17 protein-coding genes are annotated in these 13,843 nt (G+C 67.9%); 7 read left to right on the top strand and 10 right to left on the bottom strand.

The features are described 5' to 3' along the window. Positions 1-12: 12 nt before the first annotated feature. The 3 genes from VMD50_RS03835 to VMD50_RS03825 form a co-directional block, all read right to left on the bottom strand. Complete coding sequence (locus VMD50_RS03835; RefSeq protein WP_325425011.1) at positions 13-888, bottom strand: alpha/beta fold hydrolase; 876 nt, start codon at positions 886-888, stop codon at positions 13-15. A 49-nt stretch (positions 889-937) separates the two neighbouring features. Continuing rightward, a complete protein-coding gene (locus VMD50_RS03830) occupies positions 938-1,084 on the bottom strand; it encodes a hypothetical protein (RefSeq protein ID WP_325425009.1) in 147 nt (48 codons plus the stop codon). A gap of 162 nt (positions 1,085-1,246) precedes the next feature. Next, positions 1,247-2,389, bottom strand: coding sequence for a TDT family transporter (locus VMD50_RS03825; RefSeq protein WP_325425007.1), 1,143 nt, complete (start codon positions 2,387-2,389; stop codon positions 1,247-1,249). 111 nt (positions 2,390-2,500) lie between these two features. Here VMD50_RS03825 and VMD50_RS03820 point away from each other — a divergent pair, with 111 nt between their 5' ends. The 3 genes from VMD50_RS03820 to VMD50_RS03810 all read left to right on the top strand — a co-directional run bounded on the left by VMD50_RS03820 (position 2,501) and on the right by VMD50_RS03810 (position 5,026). After that, positions 2,501-2,770 carry a hypothetical protein gene (locus VMD50_RS03820; protein ID WP_325425054.1) on the top strand — a complete coding sequence of 90 codons (270 nt, stop codon included), beginning with the start codon at positions 2,501-2,503 and terminating at the stop codon, positions 2,768-2,770. Then, the gene (locus tag VMD50_RS03815; RefSeq protein ID WP_325425005.1) at positions 2,745-3,158 is read left to right on the top strand and encodes an integrase; all 414 of its coding nucleotides are present in this window, start codon (positions 2,745-2,747) and stop codon (positions 3,156-3,158) included. Before VMD50_RS03820 ends, VMD50_RS03815 begins: the two co-directional genes overlap by 26 nt. A gap of 299 nt (positions 3,159-3,457) precedes the next feature. Next, complete coding sequence (locus VMD50_RS03810; RefSeq protein WP_325425003.1) at positions 3,458-5,026, top strand: LCP family protein; 1,569 nt, start codon at positions 3,458-3,460, stop codon at positions 5,024-5,026. A gap of 12 nt (positions 5,027-5,038) precedes the next feature. On the opposite strand, the gene VMD50_RS03805 is transcribed toward VMD50_RS03810, so the two are convergent. Further along, the gene (locus VMD50_RS03805) at positions 5,039-5,830 is read right to left on the bottom strand and encodes an SDR family NAD(P)-dependent oxidoreductase (protein ID WP_325425002.1); all 792 of its coding nucleotides are present in this window, start codon (positions 5,828-5,830) and stop codon (positions 5,039-5,041) included. 46 nt (positions 5,831-5,876) lie between these two features. Here VMD50_RS03805 and VMD50_RS03800 point away from each other — a divergent pair, with 46 nt between their 5' ends. Continuing rightward, a complete protein-coding gene (locus VMD50_RS03800; RefSeq protein WP_325425000.1) occupies positions 5,877-6,767 on the top strand; it encodes an NAD(P)-dependent oxidoreductase in 891 nt (296 codons plus the stop codon). On the opposite strand, the gene VMD50_RS03795 is transcribed toward VMD50_RS03800, so the two are convergent. From VMD50_RS03795 to VMD50_RS03780, 4 genes are all read right to left on the bottom strand, one after another. Continuing rightward, complete coding sequence (locus VMD50_RS03795; protein ID WP_325424998.1) at positions 6,750-7,580, bottom strand: SDR family oxidoreductase; 831 nt, start codon at positions 7,578-7,580, stop codon at positions 6,750-6,752. The genes VMD50_RS03800 and VMD50_RS03795 overlap by 18 nt on opposite strands. A gap of 166 nt (positions 7,581-7,746) precedes the next feature. Further along, positions 7,747-8,670: an enoyl-CoA hydratase gene (locus tag VMD50_RS03790; RefSeq protein WP_325424996.1), complete on the bottom strand. Its 924-nt coding sequence runs from the start codon at positions 8,668-8,670 to the stop codon at positions 7,747-7,749. A gap of 78 nt (positions 8,671-8,748) precedes the next feature. Then, the gene (locus VMD50_RS03785; RefSeq protein ID WP_325425052.1) at positions 8,749-9,546 is read right to left on the bottom strand and encodes an ABC transporter permease; all 798 of its coding nucleotides are present in this window, start codon (positions 9,544-9,546) and stop codon (positions 8,749-8,751) included. Between the two features lie 5 nt (positions 9,547-9,551). After that, the gene (locus VMD50_RS03780; protein WP_414685994.1) at positions 9,552-10,226 is read right to left on the bottom strand and encodes an ABC transporter ATP-binding protein; all 675 of its coding nucleotides are present in this window, start codon (positions 10,224-10,226) and stop codon (positions 9,552-9,554) included. 106 nt (positions 10,227-10,332) lie between these two features. On the opposite strand from VMD50_RS03780, the gene VMD50_RS03775 reads away from it, so the two are divergent. Genes VMD50_RS03775 through VMD50_RS03765 form a run of 3 tightly spaced genes read left to right on the top strand, consistent with a single transcriptional unit; the run spans position 10,333 to position 12,628 of the window. Next, entirely contained in the window at positions 10,333-10,497 is a 165-nt protein-coding gene (locus VMD50_RS03775; RefSeq protein WP_325424992.1) for a hypothetical protein, read from the top strand. Next, on the top strand, positions 10,498-11,991 hold the full coding sequence (locus VMD50_RS03770) for an alpha,alpha-trehalose-phosphate synthase (UDP-forming) (RefSeq protein WP_325424990.1): 1,494 nt from the start codon (positions 10,498-10,500) through the stop codon (positions 11,989-11,991). It abuts the gene before it with no gap. Between the two features lie 58 nt (positions 11,992-12,049). Further along, positions 12,050-12,628 (top strand): hypothetical protein, encoded by a 579-nt coding sequence (locus tag VMD50_RS03765; RefSeq protein WP_325424988.1) that lies wholly within the window; start codon positions 12,050-12,052, stop codon positions 12,626-12,628. A gap of 25 nt (positions 12,629-12,653) precedes the next feature. Here the strand turns inward: VMD50_RS03765 and VMD50_RS03760 are convergent, their stop codons facing one another. Both VMD50_RS03760 and VMD50_RS03755 read right to left on the bottom strand, forming a co-directional pair. After that, positions 12,654-13,136, bottom strand: a complete 483-nt coding sequence (locus VMD50_RS03760; RefSeq protein ID WP_325424986.1) for a mammalian cell entry protein — start codon at positions 13,134-13,136, stop codon at positions 12,654-12,656. Next, a complete protein-coding gene (locus VMD50_RS03755) occupies positions 13,136-13,843 on the bottom strand; it encodes a mammalian cell entry protein (protein ID WP_414685992.1) in 708 nt (235 codons plus the stop codon). Before VMD50_RS03755 ends, VMD50_RS03760 begins: the two co-directional genes overlap by 1 nt.

The raw sequence follows: 13,843 nt of genomic DNA, 5'->3' as shown, positions 1-13,843 counted from the left end.
TACTCGGGGCCGTCAGCCGGCGTCGACGTGCCGGGCGAGGAAGTTCAGGACTGCCTCGGCGAAGATGTCGTTGCGGTCGCCGGCGACCATGTGCCCCGCGCCGCGCACATCGGTGAACTCGACCTGCGGGAAGCGAGCGAGGAACTCGTCGGCGCGCCCCTGGCTGACCAGGTCACTCACCTGACCGCGAACCAGGAGCATCGGCACGCCGTTGCGCAGTATCGCGTCGACGGCCGCGTGCATGCGATCGGCGTCGGTGACCTCGAACGGGGGAAACGGCGCCGTGCCGCTGATGAACTGCGGATCCCAATGCCAATACCAGCGATCGCCGCGGCGGCGCAGGTTGGTGGTCAGGCCGTCGAGATCGGTGGGCCGGGGTCGATGCGGGTTGTATTCGGCGATCGCGTCCGCCACCTCTTCAAGTGAGCCGAACCCGGACTCCACTCTGTCGGCCATGAAGTTGTGGATGCGGGTCGCCCCGGACTGTTCCATGTTGGGCACTATGTCGACCAGGACGACAGCGCTGGCGGTGCCCGGCGACAGCTCGCCTTCGAGGAGCATCGAGGTGAATCCCCCCAGGGACGCGCCCACCAACACCGGCTGCGGGGGCAACGTGCGCAGCACCTCTTGCACGTCAGCGGCGAAGCTGACCACGCGATAGTCGCCCTCGCTCGACCAGTCGGATTCCCCGTGCCCGCGCAAGTCGATCGTGACGGCCTGCCAGCCGCGCTTGGCGACGGCCGCGGCCGCCTTGGCCCACGACCGACGGGTCTGACCGCCGCCGTGCAGAAACACCACGGCGCGCGCTCGGGGGTCGCCGAGACGGTCGGCGACGATGCGAACACCGCCGGTCCCCCGGGTCGAGAACGTTTCAGGTGCGCTCGTCACCAGGAGATAGTAAGACGATCTCGCAATCCCCCGGTGCTTCCCGCGGTTGCTAGGCGGCTCCGAAGAACCTGGCGATCTGCCGGACGAACCTGCCGACGGGGCTTCCCGTGCGTTGGGAGTCCTTGATCCTGCCGAGTGTTTGCTTGCCCTCGGCGGCGTAATCCTTGACCGTTTCGTCGCCTTCTTCTGCGCGCATAGCTATCTCCGTCCGTCATCGGTGCAGGTCTGTCACGCGGGCGTCTGACGCTCCGGTTCGGTGTCCAACATCATCGGCCCTCCAAATCGGCTCACGATTGCCTACCCGTCGCTGCCGGATATCAAAACGGGGCGGGACATGTCTTTCTTCGGCGCGGCCCGACTAGGAGATGCGCTGCTTGCTGGCCTTGACGGGTGTGCTGCTGGGCGTCAGCTTGAGCAGGTTGCCGCGCAGGCTTCCCCGCGCGGTGCGGGCGGCCACCAGAAACCAGGTGAACAGCAGACCGGCGTAGGCGACGGCCGCGGTCACCTTGAATGCGGGCAGATGCGTATGCGCGGCGAGCTGTGCGGTGCCCGTGACGAAGGTACCGACCGGGAAGGTCAAACTCCACCACGTGAGGGCGAACGGCATGCCACGACGCAGCGTGCGCACGGTGAGGGCGGTGGCCAGCGCGATCCACAACATCGCGAACCCCCATACCGGAACCCCGTAGAGGATCGCGAACGCGTTCATCTCCTCGGCCACCTCCCGGTTGACGGCAAGCGCTGCGGTGGCTCCGAGAAGCCCCGCGGCAGTTATGGATTGGCCGAGCGGGCCGAGCACGATCCATAGGGTGGGCACTCGTGCGGTGCCGGAGGTGCCATAGAGCACAAGCCGGGACCAGATCATCGCAATGATGTTCAGCGAGGCGACAAGCGACAGCCCGAACATCGCATAGCAGCCGTACAGCATGGTCTCTCGCCCGGTGCCCGCCGCCATGTGCGGGAGGAGCAGCGCCCCCATCGCGGCCGACACCATGGGCGGAACGACCGGCATCAACCACCCGCCGAACGCCGCGTCGGGCTCGACGTCGTGCTGAGTGAACATGAGGAACGGAATGCTGACCGCGGTGAACAGCCCGCCGAGCGTGCCCAAGGCCCAGAGCGGCCAGTCGAGGTCGACGGCGGCGCGGTCGCCGATCAGATCGCGGCCGACCAGCACCGCTCCCCCGCCGACCGTCATCAGCGCCATGGGGGCGGCGCCGTAGAAGTGGGCCATCTGCGGATTGCGCGCATGAGTGCGCGCCACGGTCGGGTGGCGCAACCAGTGGCCACCAACCAGGACGATCAACACTGTCAGCAGAACGGCGGCGATCACCCAGACCACTTGGGCGAACGCTCGCAGCCCTACGATGTGGACGGGCAGGGTGGCGCCGGCGGCGGCGACGATGCCCGTCCCCATCACCGAGGCGAACCAGTTGGGCCCGATATTGCCCAGCATCTCGACGCGCGTGTGCGGCGACGTGTCCGGGTTGACAGCGGCCATAGCTAGAAGACCCTAGTGTGCCGCACCGCACCACCTGTTCCAGAACGTGATCGGCAACACCCTTTTGCTTCGACGGCACGTCGGTCAGCGAGGCCCTAGACTCCCACCGTGATGCATCCCACGCTGACTCGTCGCGGATTGGGTGGCGTGTCGCTGACGGTGGCAAGCGCCGCCGTGCTGTCCATCGCCGTCCTTGGGATACCGGTGAAGCAAAGGTGTGGAGCGCCCGGGCTTTCGTGCGCCACCGCGGTGGATCCGCAGGGCAACGTTCACTACTACTACGAAGTCGAACCGTTCGGCGTATACCTCGCTGAAATCGTCGCGGGCTCCAACATTCGCTTGTATTACACGTCCGGTGAGGACCTCGAGAAGGCCCGATAGACATCTGGAGGCCAACATGTGGGTGCAGGCGGTGGCGGGGCTGCTCGTGACGGTCGCGTCGACGACCGGCGCGGGCGCCGACGTCACTCTCCCCGACGCGCGCCAAAGCCCTTGTGGCGCAGCTTCTTTGTGCGCCACTGAGCCGGCGCCCGACGCCGGCGATCAAGCCACCGCCGAGCAGCGGATCATCGACGGCTACGTCAAGAAGCAGATCAACTGCACGCCGGACCTGCCACCCAACCCACAGTCCATCACCTGGGATCCGCCCGGATTCGCCCCCTACGTCGGGGGCTCCGGCCTCATCCGCGATGCGAATCCCCAACTGGGCGGTCAGTATCGGGCCGACTATGTCAATGGCCGATGGCACATCGAATACCCTTATTGCTGAATAACATTCGGCGACACACGTCACGAACGACGAATTTGACCCGACGGCTCGGCGCCGGATGCCAGGTTGGTAACGAGTTGGGAGCTTTCGGGGCACGGTCGTGAGCAAAACCGCTGGTGGTGGCAGGGTAACCCGGCGAAGCGCGGCCGTTTTCGGGGGGTGACCCTCGTTACATCGACCTGCTTAATTGGGGGGTTCGCAACACGCTAACGCATACTTGATGGCATGTTGCAAGCGACATCACCACACGCCGCTATTGCGGTGACCGGTGTTGCGCTGGTATTAGGACGAGGTTTTTGATGGCACGCGCCGGCGGTGCCCGTCATCGCCATCGCGCCACTACCCAACAGTCGCGCCTCCGCAAGGCACTGACGCGTGGGTTGATGACGCTGGTGTCGGTGGGGGCCGTGCTGATGACGGGGGCCGGCTACTACGTGGCCCACGGCGCGCTGGGTGGCATCACCGTCTCCGACGCGCTGTCGCCGGAGGACCCGCGTTCCAGCGGCGACAACATGAACATCCTGCTCATCGGGCTGGACTCGCGCAAAGACCAGGACGGCAACGACCTGCCCTGGTCGATCCTGAAGCACTTGCACGCCGGCGACTCCGACGACGGCGGCTACAACACCAACACGCTGATCCTGGTGCACATCGGTGCCGACAACAAGGTCGTCGCCTTCTCGATACCCCGCGACGACTGGGTGCCGTTCAACGGCGTTCCCGGGTACAACCACATCAAAATCAAAGAGGCGTACGGCCTTACCAAGCAATACATCGCGAACAAGCTCGCCAACCAGGGCACCAGCACCCAGAAGGAACTCGAGACCAAGGGCCGGGAAGCGGGACGGGCGGCGACCCTGCGCGCGGTGCGCAGCCTGACCGGCGTTCCCATCGACTATTTCGCCGAGGTCAACCTGGCCGGTTTCTATGACTTGGCCCAGACCCTGGGCGGGGTCGACGTCTGCCTGAATCACGCTGTCTACGACTCGTATTCCGGCGCCGACTTCCCGGCCGGACGACAGCGGCTGGATGCCTCCCAGGCGCTGTCGTTCGTCCGTCAGCGGCACGGCCTGGAGAACGGGGACCTGGACCGCACCCATCGGCAGCAGGCGTTCATTTCGTCGGTCATGCAGGAACTGCAGGCTTCGGGCACCTTCACGAACCTGGACAAGCTCAAGAGCCTGATGGCGGTGGCGCGCAAGGACGTCGTCCTGTCCTCCGGTTGGGACGAGGACCTGATCCAGCGCCTGGGCACGCTGTTCTCCAGCGGCAACGTCGAGTTCCGGACGCTGCCCGTGGTGCGCTACGACAACATCGACGGACAAGACGTGAACATCATCGACCCGGCGGCGATCAAGGCCGAGGTGGCCGCGGCGATCGGAGCACCGCCGCCGTCGACCACGCCCGCCACCACCGCCGCCAAACCCAGCCCGTCAACCGTTGTCGACGTGGTCAATGCCGGCAGCATGAGCGGGCTCGCCACCGAGGTATCCCGCGCCCTGAAGAAGCACGGCTACACCGCGGGTCAAGTGCGCGACCGGAATTCGGGTGAGCCGACCGCCACCACCATCGAGTACGGCGCCGGCACGGAAACCGACGCGCGCAACGTGGCCACCCTGCTCGGGCTCGACGCGCCCAACCAGCCGAACGCCGCGGTGCAGCCCGGACACATCCGGGTGACCGTGGATACCAACTTCTCGATGCCGGCCCAGGACGACACCACTATGGACGACATCTCGACCTCCGCGACCACCACCACGACGACCAGCAAGTCCGACACGTACTACTACAACGGCACCACCACCACCTATCCGACGCCCGATCAAGGGAAACCGATCGACGGCGGCGGGGTGCCCTGCGTTAACTAGCTGGGCGGCCGGCTAGGCGTGTGTGCCGCCGTCGATGCGGATCTCGGTGCCGGTGATCCACGCGCCGTCGTCGGACACCAGCATGGCGATGACGCCGGCGACCGCGGAGGGCTCCGCCATCCCGGCTCCGCTGGATTCGACCGTCGTGGGCAGGATGGGCATGAGCCGCGGGAACAACGACCAGTCGGCGTCTTTCGGAATGTAACCCAACGTGGCATCGGTGATTCCGGACTTGATGCTGCCGGGCGCCACGCACGCCGCCCGCAGACCGTCCTTGGCGTATTCAAGTGCCAGCGAATGGGTGAAGGCCTGGATTCCGCCCTTGCTCGCCGCGTAGGCCGCCATGTAGGGATGGGCGAATGAGGCCGACGTCGAGCTGAAGTTCACGATCGCGCTGCGCGAATTCGCCAGTAGCGCCGGAAGCGCTTCGCGGACCACGAGGAAGGTCCCGGTCAGGTTGACCCCGACGATCCGATTCCACAGTTCGAGGCTGGTCTCGTGCGTGTGCGCGGCGCGCAGAATGCCGGCCGCGTTGACCAGCGAATCCAGGCCGTCGAGCGTCTGGACGGCGCGGCAGACGCCGTCGACCACCGAATCCTCGTTGCCGACGTCCATCGGCATGGTGGTGAGGCGGTCGGCGGCTGTGGCCTCGTCCGCGCGGGCCCGAGTGGTGGCCAGGCCGTCCTCGGCGATGTCGGAGGCCACCACGGTGGCGCCCTCGTCCAGTAGCCGCAGCGCGGTGGCCTGGCCGATCCCCGACGCCGCGCCCGTCACCAAAATCCGCTTGCCCTCGAGTCGCTTCATCCGCCGCTCCCGTCGCTTGGCCCGCCCTATAGGGCAGGGTAGATGCATGGACATCGGATTCATCGGCCTGGGAAACATGGGCCAGGGCATGGCCGCGAACCTGATGAAGGCGGGCCACCGCCTCACCGTCTACAACCGCTCCCCCGACAAGGCCGAGGCCCTCGCGCGACAGGGTGCGACCGCGGCGCGCACCGTCGCCGAGGCGAGCCGCGCCGAGGTCGTGTTCACCATGCTCTCCGACGACCGGGCGGTCGAGGCCGTGGCTCTCGGCCGGGACGGGATCGTGGCCTCGCTGCCGGCCGGGGCCACCCACGTTTCGTCGAGCACCATCAGCGTCGCGCTGTCGGAGCGCCTTGCGGCCGCGCACGCGGAAGCCGGCCAGCGGTATGCCGCCGCGCCGGTGTTCGGTAGGCCCGAAGCCGCTTCTGCCGCAAAGCTTTTCGTCATCGCGGCCGGCGCACCCGAGGTGCTGCAGCGGTTGTCCGCGCTGTTCGACGCGATCGGCCAGCGCACGTTTGTGGTGGCCGGGCAGCCGCACACCGCCAACCTGGTGAAGCTCAGCGGCAACTTCCTGCTCGCGTCGGCGATCGAAACGATCGCCGAGGCCGTGGCGCTGGTGTCGAAGGCCGGCGTCGACCGCCGGCAGTACGTCGACATCCTGACGTCGACGTTGTTCGCCGCGCCGGCCTATCGGACCTACGGCGGGCTGATCGCGCGGCGGGAATTCGAGCCGGCCGGGTTCGCGGCGAGCCTCGGCCTCAAGGACGTCCGGCTGGTGCTTGCCGCCGGCGAGCAGCTGCAGGTGCCGCTGCCGGTGGCCAGCCTGCTGCGCGACCGTTTCCTCACCCTGGTGGCAACCGGCGGTGGGCACCTGGACTGGTCGGCGCTCGGTGCGCTCGCCGCCCGGGATGCCGGAAGTTCAGACGACTCCGCGTAACCCCTCGGCGCCGAATGCGGGTTCCAGCATCGCGGAGAAGTCGGGGCCGCGCCGCAGGATGTGGCCGCCGTCGACGTTGATGCACTGCCCGGTGATCCAGCTCGCCGCGTCGCTGAGCAAGAACATCGCCAGGTTCGCGACGTCCTCGACCTCCCCCACCCGCGGCAGCGGCGTGCAGTGCCGGTAGTCCGCGCTCAGCTCGGGTGATTCCGTGATGGGCACAACGAGATCCGTGCGGATCAGGCCCGGGCGAATGCTGTTGACCCGCACCCAGGACGGGCCGAGCTCGTCGGCGGCCAACTGCATCATGTGGTCGACGGCCGACTTGGTGACGCCGTAGGCGCCGAACCACCGGTGGGTGTTGCTGGCCGCGATCGACGAGATCCCGACGAACGAACCGCCGCCGCCGCGCACCAGCTCGCGGGAGGCGTGCTTGAGCACGTACATGGTGCCGTTGACGTTGAGGTCCACCGTGCGCCGCCAGGCCTCCGAGTCGACCTGGGTGATCGGCCCGATGGTCTCCGACCCGCCCGCGCAATGCACCACACCGTGGAGCCGGCCGTGCCACGCCGTCGCCGCGTCGACCGCACGGGCGGCCTCCTCCTCGTTGGTGACGTCGGCGGGTTCGTACCGGATCGAGCCGTTGGCCTTGAGCACTTCGACGTCCTTGACGGCGGCCGCCAGCCGATCGGGATTGCGGCCGACGATCATGACGGAGGCCCCGGATGCCACCAGCCCGGCCGCGACCCCCTTGCCGATACCGCTGCCGCCGCCGGTCACCAAGTACGTCCGGTTCTCGAAAGAAAGCTGCACGCCACGCCCCTTCACGCCGAAACTGAAACGGGTTCTAGCATAGGGGAGCCGTCACACCAGCCACACCGGTCTCTGGCCGGGGCGGTCGACGCAGCGGTTACCACCTCCGCCAGAGGCAGCTGGGGCGGATGCCTCGCCTCGGGGCAGCTGTTGCTAATGCGCTTCGCTAAGGCGTATCGCGGCGGGCGATCTGCGTCGGCTTGGCGTCCCGCCAATCCTCGACGTCGGGCGGCAGGCCGACCGCGTACCTGTTCTCGTTGTAGGCGGCCCAGTGCGCGTGGCCCAGTTCGTGGATGTGGAACGCGTGCCGCAGCGCCTCGGTGAATCCCATGGCGTCGGAGGCGGCGTTGACCGAGTCCTTGATGAGCAGCGCCGCCATGGTGGGCCGCTCCGCGATGCGCCGCGCGAACTCCAGGGTCTTGTCCGCGAGTTCGTCGACCGGAAAGACCTTCGACACCATGCCCAGCCGATAGGCCTCGTCGGCGTCCAGCGCGTCGCCGGTCAGCAGCAGCTCCTTGGCTTTGCGGGGACCGAATTCCCAAGGGTGGGCATAGTATTCGACGCCCGGCATTCCCAGGCGCACGGCGACCACGTCGCTGAATTTCGCGTTGTCGGCGGCGACGATCAGGTCGCATGCCCAGATCAGCATCAGCCCCGCGGAAATCGCGTTGCCCTGCACCTGGGCGATGGTGATTTTGCGCAAATCCCGCCAGCGGCAGGTGTTTTGGAAGAAGTAGTGCCACTCCTGCAGGTAGATCTTCTCCGCAATCGGGTCGCGGGTACCGCCGTTGATGCGGAAGCTCGGAAGCTGCTGCCGCTCGGCGATCGCCAGCTCCGAGCCCAGGTCGTGCCCGGCGGAGAAGTTCTTGCCGCGCGCCGCCAGGATCACCACGCGCACGGTGTCGTCGGCCTCGGCCCGCAGGAACGCCTCGTCGAGCTGGATCAGCAGGCCGCGGCTTTGCGCGTTGTGGGCCTCGGGCCGGTTGAGCCAGATCCGGGCGACGCGGCCGTCGTCGAGGGTTTCGTACGTCACCAGCTCATTGGCCGCCTGAGAACCGGCTTGTGCCCCCGCTTGGTCGGAGAGTGTCATTCCGCCCACCTTCTGTCAGATCCAGTGTTTACACATTACGGCCAGTGTGTAAGCGGTTCGCCGCGGGGTGGTGGCCGCTCAGCGACGGGATGCGGCGCCGTCGGATCGCCGGTCGAGCGGCAGCAGCCGGTGGTCTCGGGTGAACACCAGCCGGATCAGGCCAAGGGCGACGACGACGGTCGTGGCGGCAACCGAGCCGAGGATCAGGAACATCACCACGGCCTGCACCACCACGGCCTGCAGTGGGTGCACGCCGGCGAGTATGAGTCCGGTCATGGCGCCCGGCAGGAATACCAGCCCGGTCGCTTTTGTGGTTTCGATCTGCGGGGAGATCGCCGACCGCAACGCGATCCGCAGGTACGGCGACGCGGCCTGGCGGGAGGGTTGCCCCAGGGCGAGTCTGGCTTCGACCTCGTCGCGTTTGTCGCGCAGCTCGTCGACCAGCCGCCGGGCCACCAGCACCGTGGCGGTCATGGAGTTGCCGACCATCATTCCGGCGATCGGGACCAGGGTGCGGGGCTGCAACGGGAACACCCGCAGCCCGAAGATCACGCTCAGGGTGATCACCGCCGCGGCCGAGAAGGCCGCGATGGTCAGCGGGCCCAGCCGGGGCACCTCCGGCGCCCGCCGGCGCGCGACGTCTCCGGCGTAGGCGACCATGCCGGCGGTCCACGCCCACGACCACCACAGCGAACGGCCCGGCGCGAAGAGCAGCGTCAGCGCGCCGCCCACGAGCAGCAACTGGGCCAGCGCGCGGGCCGCCGCCCACACGAGCTGGCGCTCCAGGCCCAACCGCTGCCACAGGGAAACGGCCGCCGCGAACGCGACCAGGATCAGCGACGTCGCCAGCCCCAGCCAGCCGACGTGACCGTTCATCCCGGTCACCGCCCCTCTTCCCTGGATGCCACCGGGCCGAGCCCCAGACCGACGCCCCGCTCGATGCGTAAGATCCGGTCGGTGGCCCGCTCGACTTGCGCGGCGTCGTGGGTCACCCACAGGGCGGGAATTCCGTCGGCGGCCAGATCGCGAACCGCGCCTTCGATCACGGCGGCGGCCTCGGCGTCGACGGCGGAGGTGGGTTCGTCGAGCAGCAGCACCTGCGGTTGCGCCATCAGCGTGCGGGCCAGGCACATGCGCTGTGCCTCCCCACCCGACAGGGCGGTCGCGTCGCGGTCCAGCCACGATCCGGTCAACGCGACCCGCGCCAGCGTCTCCCGCATCCGCGCCTCGGACGCCCCCGGGTGGGCGACCCGCAGGTTGTCGGCCACCGTGCCCGCGAACGGCGTCGGCCGCTGAAAGCACATGCCCACCCGGCGCCGCAACCACAACGGGTCCACGCCGGCAATGTCCTCGCCCCGGAAGGACGCCCGCCCACTCGTCGGCACCTCCAGCCGATTGCACAGGTGAAGCAGTGTCGATTTGCCCGATCCCGACGGCCCGAATACCGCCGTCACGCCCCGCCCGGGAACGGCGGCGGTGAAGCCGTTCAGAGCCCGCACACCGCCCCGCTCCACGACGACGTCGACGAAGTCGAACACCGTCTCCTCGTCCACCACGCCTCCTCGCCCGCCAGCGACATGTGTACCCACCAGGTGGGCCTTTCGGCACCCGTTGCCGGTGAGACGGCGGCGACCCCGATCAAACGTCGCCTACAGTTGTGTCATGCCTACGAAATCTGATCCTGCCGAACTCGGCGATGTGGAGCCGCTGGCCGACAGCACCGCGAGCCAGGCCAGGCGGGTCGTTGCCGCGTATGCGAACGACGCCGACGAGTGCCGCGTTTTCTTGTCCATGCTCGGTATCGGACCGGCCAAGCTCGACACCTAAATGGCACCCGCTGGCGGCCAGTCCTCGAAGAAGACGTCGAACTCCGACCGCCTCGGCGATTCCGACTTCGTGGTGGTTGCCAATCGGCTGCCGGTCGACCTCGAGCGGCTCCCCGACGGCACCACGGCGTGGAAACGCAGCCCCGGAGGGCTGGTCACGGCCCTGGAACCGCTGCTGCGTCGCCGGCGCGGGGCCTGGGTCGGCTGGCCGGGAGTGGCCGATGACGACGGCGAACTGGACTACGAGCCGGTCGTGCAGGATGACCTGGACCTGCATCCGGTGCGGCTGACCAGCGACGACGTCGCCGAGTACTACGAGGGCTTCTCCAACGCCACGCTGTGGCCGCTGTACCACGACGTCATCGTCAAACCCATCTACGACCGCGAATGGTGGGACCGCTACGTCGACGTCAACCGCCGCTTCGCCGAGGCCACGTCACGCGCCGCGGCCCGGGGCGCAACCGTGTGGGTGCAGGACTACCAGCTGCAACTGGTCCCCAAGATGCTGCGCGAACTGCGGCCCGACCTGACCATCGGATTCTTCCTGCACATCCCGTTCCCGCCGGTGGAGCTGTTCATGCAGATGCCGTGGCGCACCGAGATCGTCGAGGGGCTGCTCGGCGCGGATCTGGTGGGCTTCCATCTGCCCGGCGGTGCGCAGAACTTCCTGTTCCTGGCGCGGCAGTTGATCGGCGCCAACACGTCCCGGGGATCGGTGGGCGTGCGGTCGCGGTTCGGCGAGGTGGAGCTGGACTCCCGCACCGTGCGGGTGGGCGCCTTTCCCATCTCCATCGACTCCACCGCGCTCGACCAGGCGGCCCGCCACCGCGACGTCAGGCGCCGCGCGCGGGAGATCCGCGCCGAGCTGGGCAACCCCCGCAAGATCCTGCTCGGGGTCGACCGGCTGGACTACACCAAGGGCATCGACGTTCGCCTGAAGGCCTTCTCCGAGCTCCTGGCCGAGGGCCGCGCCAAGCGCGACGACACCGTGCTGGTGCAGCTCGCCACGCCGAGCCGCGAACGAGTGGAGAGCTACCAGATCCTGCGCAACGACATCGAACGCCAGGTCGGCCACATCAACGGCGAATACGCCGAGGTCGGTCATCCGGTGGTGCACTACCTGCATCGCCCCGTACCTCGCGACGAACTGATCGCGTTCTTCGTGGCCAGCGACGTCATGCTGGTCACCCCGCTGCGCGACGGGATGAACCTGGTGGCCAAGGAGTACGTCGCCTGCCGCAGCGATCTGGGCGGTGCGCTCGTCCTGTCCGAATTCACCGGCGCCGCCGCAGAACTCCGGCAGGCGTACCTGGTCAACCCGCACGACCTCGAAGGGGTCAAGGACGCGATCGAAGCGGCGCTCAACCAGACGGATGAGGAGGGCCGGCGCCGGATGCGCGCGATGCGCCGCCAGGTGCTCGCCCATGACGTGGACCGCTGGGCGCGGTCATTCCTCGACGCTCTCGCCGAGCCGCATCCGCACGACGCCAAGTAGCCGTGGTGTCGCGGCCGAAACGCTGTGATACTCGATGCAGCGTGAAGGGAGGGGCACTGTGAAACTCCGTCGCGGGCTGGCCGCCGGCGCCGGCATCTGCTCGGTCGTCGCACTGGGGATCGCGTTGGTGTCCGGCGACCCGGCGAGCGCCATCGGACCACCGGCGGATGGCAACTATACCTTCAACGAGGCGGGCGTATCGGGCGTCACCTGGACGATTTCGGCACTGTGCGATCAGCCGTCCGGAACCCGGAACATGAATGACTATTCGGACCCGATCGTCTTTGCGATGAACTGCGCTCTGAACATCGTGAGTTCGACGCCAGAACGGATCAGCGCCGCGGACAAGTTGCAGAACTTCAGCGGCAGGGCTCGCATGTCGAGCATGCTGTGGACCTTCAAGGTGGACAAGGCGGACGGCGTGTCGTGTCCGGGCGGCGGCACCGCGCCGACCACCGAAACGTACGCGTTCAGCGACGAAACCATGACCGGTACCCACACCATCCTCCACGGTCCCGTCTGCGGGATGCAGTCCGACATGAAGAAGCAACCGTTCTCGCTGCAGATGGCCGGGCCCGCACCCAGCCCGGTCGAGCGTTATCCGTTGCGCTGCAACAACATTGCGATGTGCTTCTGAGCCGGCGCGAACTCGGGCGCCGGCGCTAGATCGGCGTGATGTAGGCGATGAGCCATTGCGTGCCGACTTTTTTGAAGTCGACCCGCAACCGGCTGCCGTCGTAGAGCGGCTGCCGCGACTTGTCGGTCACGGTGCGGTTCATGTAGACCATCACCGATGCCGAGTCGCGCTTGGCCGACATCACGCCTGCGCCAACGACATTGGCCTGCACGACCACCTCGCGCTTCTTCGCCTCCGGAATGATCTGCGTGTTGGCGCTCTTCTGGAATTCTTGGCGATAGTCGGGAGTCAGCAACGGGTACGCGGCCGACAGGCTGCGCTCCACGGTCTGGTAGTCGTAGGCGAAGACCTCGGGTATCTCCCTGGCCGCCAGCCCCGGCAACACCGCACGCGCCGCCGACTCGCCGCGCGTCTGCACCCGCTCCCAGTAGAACCAGCCGCCCGCCGCGGAAAGGCCGACGAACGCCGCCACCAGGAGGGAACCCGCGGCGGCGATCAGCCACCGCATCAGTTACCCCCGTCGGGATATTTCAGGTCGTAGCCGGTCATCCGTCCCTGCTCGTCCTCGTGCACGATGACCCGCAGCCGATACGGCATGGACGGCTTGTTGGTTCCGTCGATGTCGGCGACCGTCACCCGTACCGACACCAGCACCGACGCGTTGTCGGTGACCGAATCGATGCCCTCCAGTGCGGCGCCGTTGACGACGGCTTCCGAGGTGGCGTTGGTGGAGCGGAACAGGGCCTTGAGGTTGTCGATGTTGTTGTTGGCGCCGAGCATGCCGCGCAGTGGGCCGCTGGTGCCGTTGTAGAACCGGTTCACGCTTTCGTCGACGTTGTCCTGCTTGTAGCTGAACATGTTGACCACGGTCTGCGTGGCGGTGTCGACAAAGCGCTGGTCGCGAGCCTGCCGCTCCTCGGCGTGCCGCTGCTGGACGATCAGCGCGGCCAGGCAGCCGGCCAGCGCTCCGACCGCCAGCAGCGCCGCGGCAAAGGAGGTCCGGAGCACCAGGGTCCGGTGCGGCCGGCGCCGTGGCGGCGGCTTGACCGGCTTGAGGGTCTTCGCCTTGTCGGCGGCGGGCTTCGGCGGCTGCTCGGGCGCGGCCGGGAGGTCGACCCGGGCGGTGGCGGCCCCGTTGGACTCGCTTCTGGCGGGTCCGGCCGCGCGCGAGGCCCTGCGGCGGACGCGCTGCGTCGTCGTCTGTTCTGCTGTCAC

Source organism: Mycobacterium sp. (genome assembly GCF_035506235.1).
Lineage (GTDB): Bacteria > Actinomycetota > Actinomycetes > Mycobacteriales > Mycobacteriaceae > Mycobacterium.
The sequence above is the reverse complement of the archived record's forward strand: the minus strand, read 5'-3'. Positions and strand labels throughout refer to the sequence as shown.

Bases quoted from the DNA above. Each gene is read 5' to 3' on its own strand.
- VMD50_RS03830 (WP_325425009.1), bottom strand. From the start codon at position 1,084: ATGCGCGCAGAAGAAGGCGACGAAACGGTCAAGGATTACGCCGCCGAG.
- VMD50_RS03825 (WP_325425007.1), bottom strand. From the start codon at position 2,389: ATGGCCGCTGTCAACCCGGACACGTCGCCGCACACGCGCGTCGAGATG.
- VMD50_RS03820 (WP_325425054.1), top strand. From the start codon at position 2,501: ATGCATCCCACGCTGACTCGTCGCGGATTGGGTGGCGTGTCGCTGACG.
- VMD50_RS03810 (WP_325425003.1), top strand. From the start codon at position 3,458: ATGGCACGCGCCGGCGGTGCCCGTCATCGCCATCGCGCCACTACCCAA.
- VMD50_RS03805 (WP_325425002.1), bottom strand. From the start codon at position 5,830: ATGAAGCGACTCGAGGGCAAGCGGATTTTGGTGACGGGCGCGGCGTCG.
- VMD50_RS03800 (WP_325425000.1), top strand. From the start codon at position 5,877: ATGGACATCGGATTCATCGGCCTGGGAAACATGGGCCAGGGCATGGCC.
- VMD50_RS03790 (WP_325424996.1), bottom strand. From the start codon at position 8,670: ATGACACTCTCCGACCAAGCGGGGGCACAAGCCGGTTCTCAGGCGGCC.
- VMD50_RS03785 (WP_325425052.1), bottom strand. From the start codon at position 9,546: ATGAACGGTCACGTCGGCTGGCTGGGGCTGGCGACGTCGCTGATCCTG.
- VMD50_RS03775 (WP_325424992.1), top strand. From the start codon at position 10,333: ATGCCTACGAAATCTGATCCTGCCGAACTCGGCGATGTGGAGCCGCTG.
- VMD50_RS03770 (WP_325424990.1), top strand. From the start codon at position 10,498: ATGGCACCCGCTGGCGGCCAGTCCTCGAAGAAGACGTCGAACTCCGAC.
- VMD50_RS03760 (WP_325424986.1), bottom strand. From the start codon at position 13,136: ATGCGGTGGCTGATCGCCGCCGCGGGTTCCCTCCTGGTGGCGGCGTTC.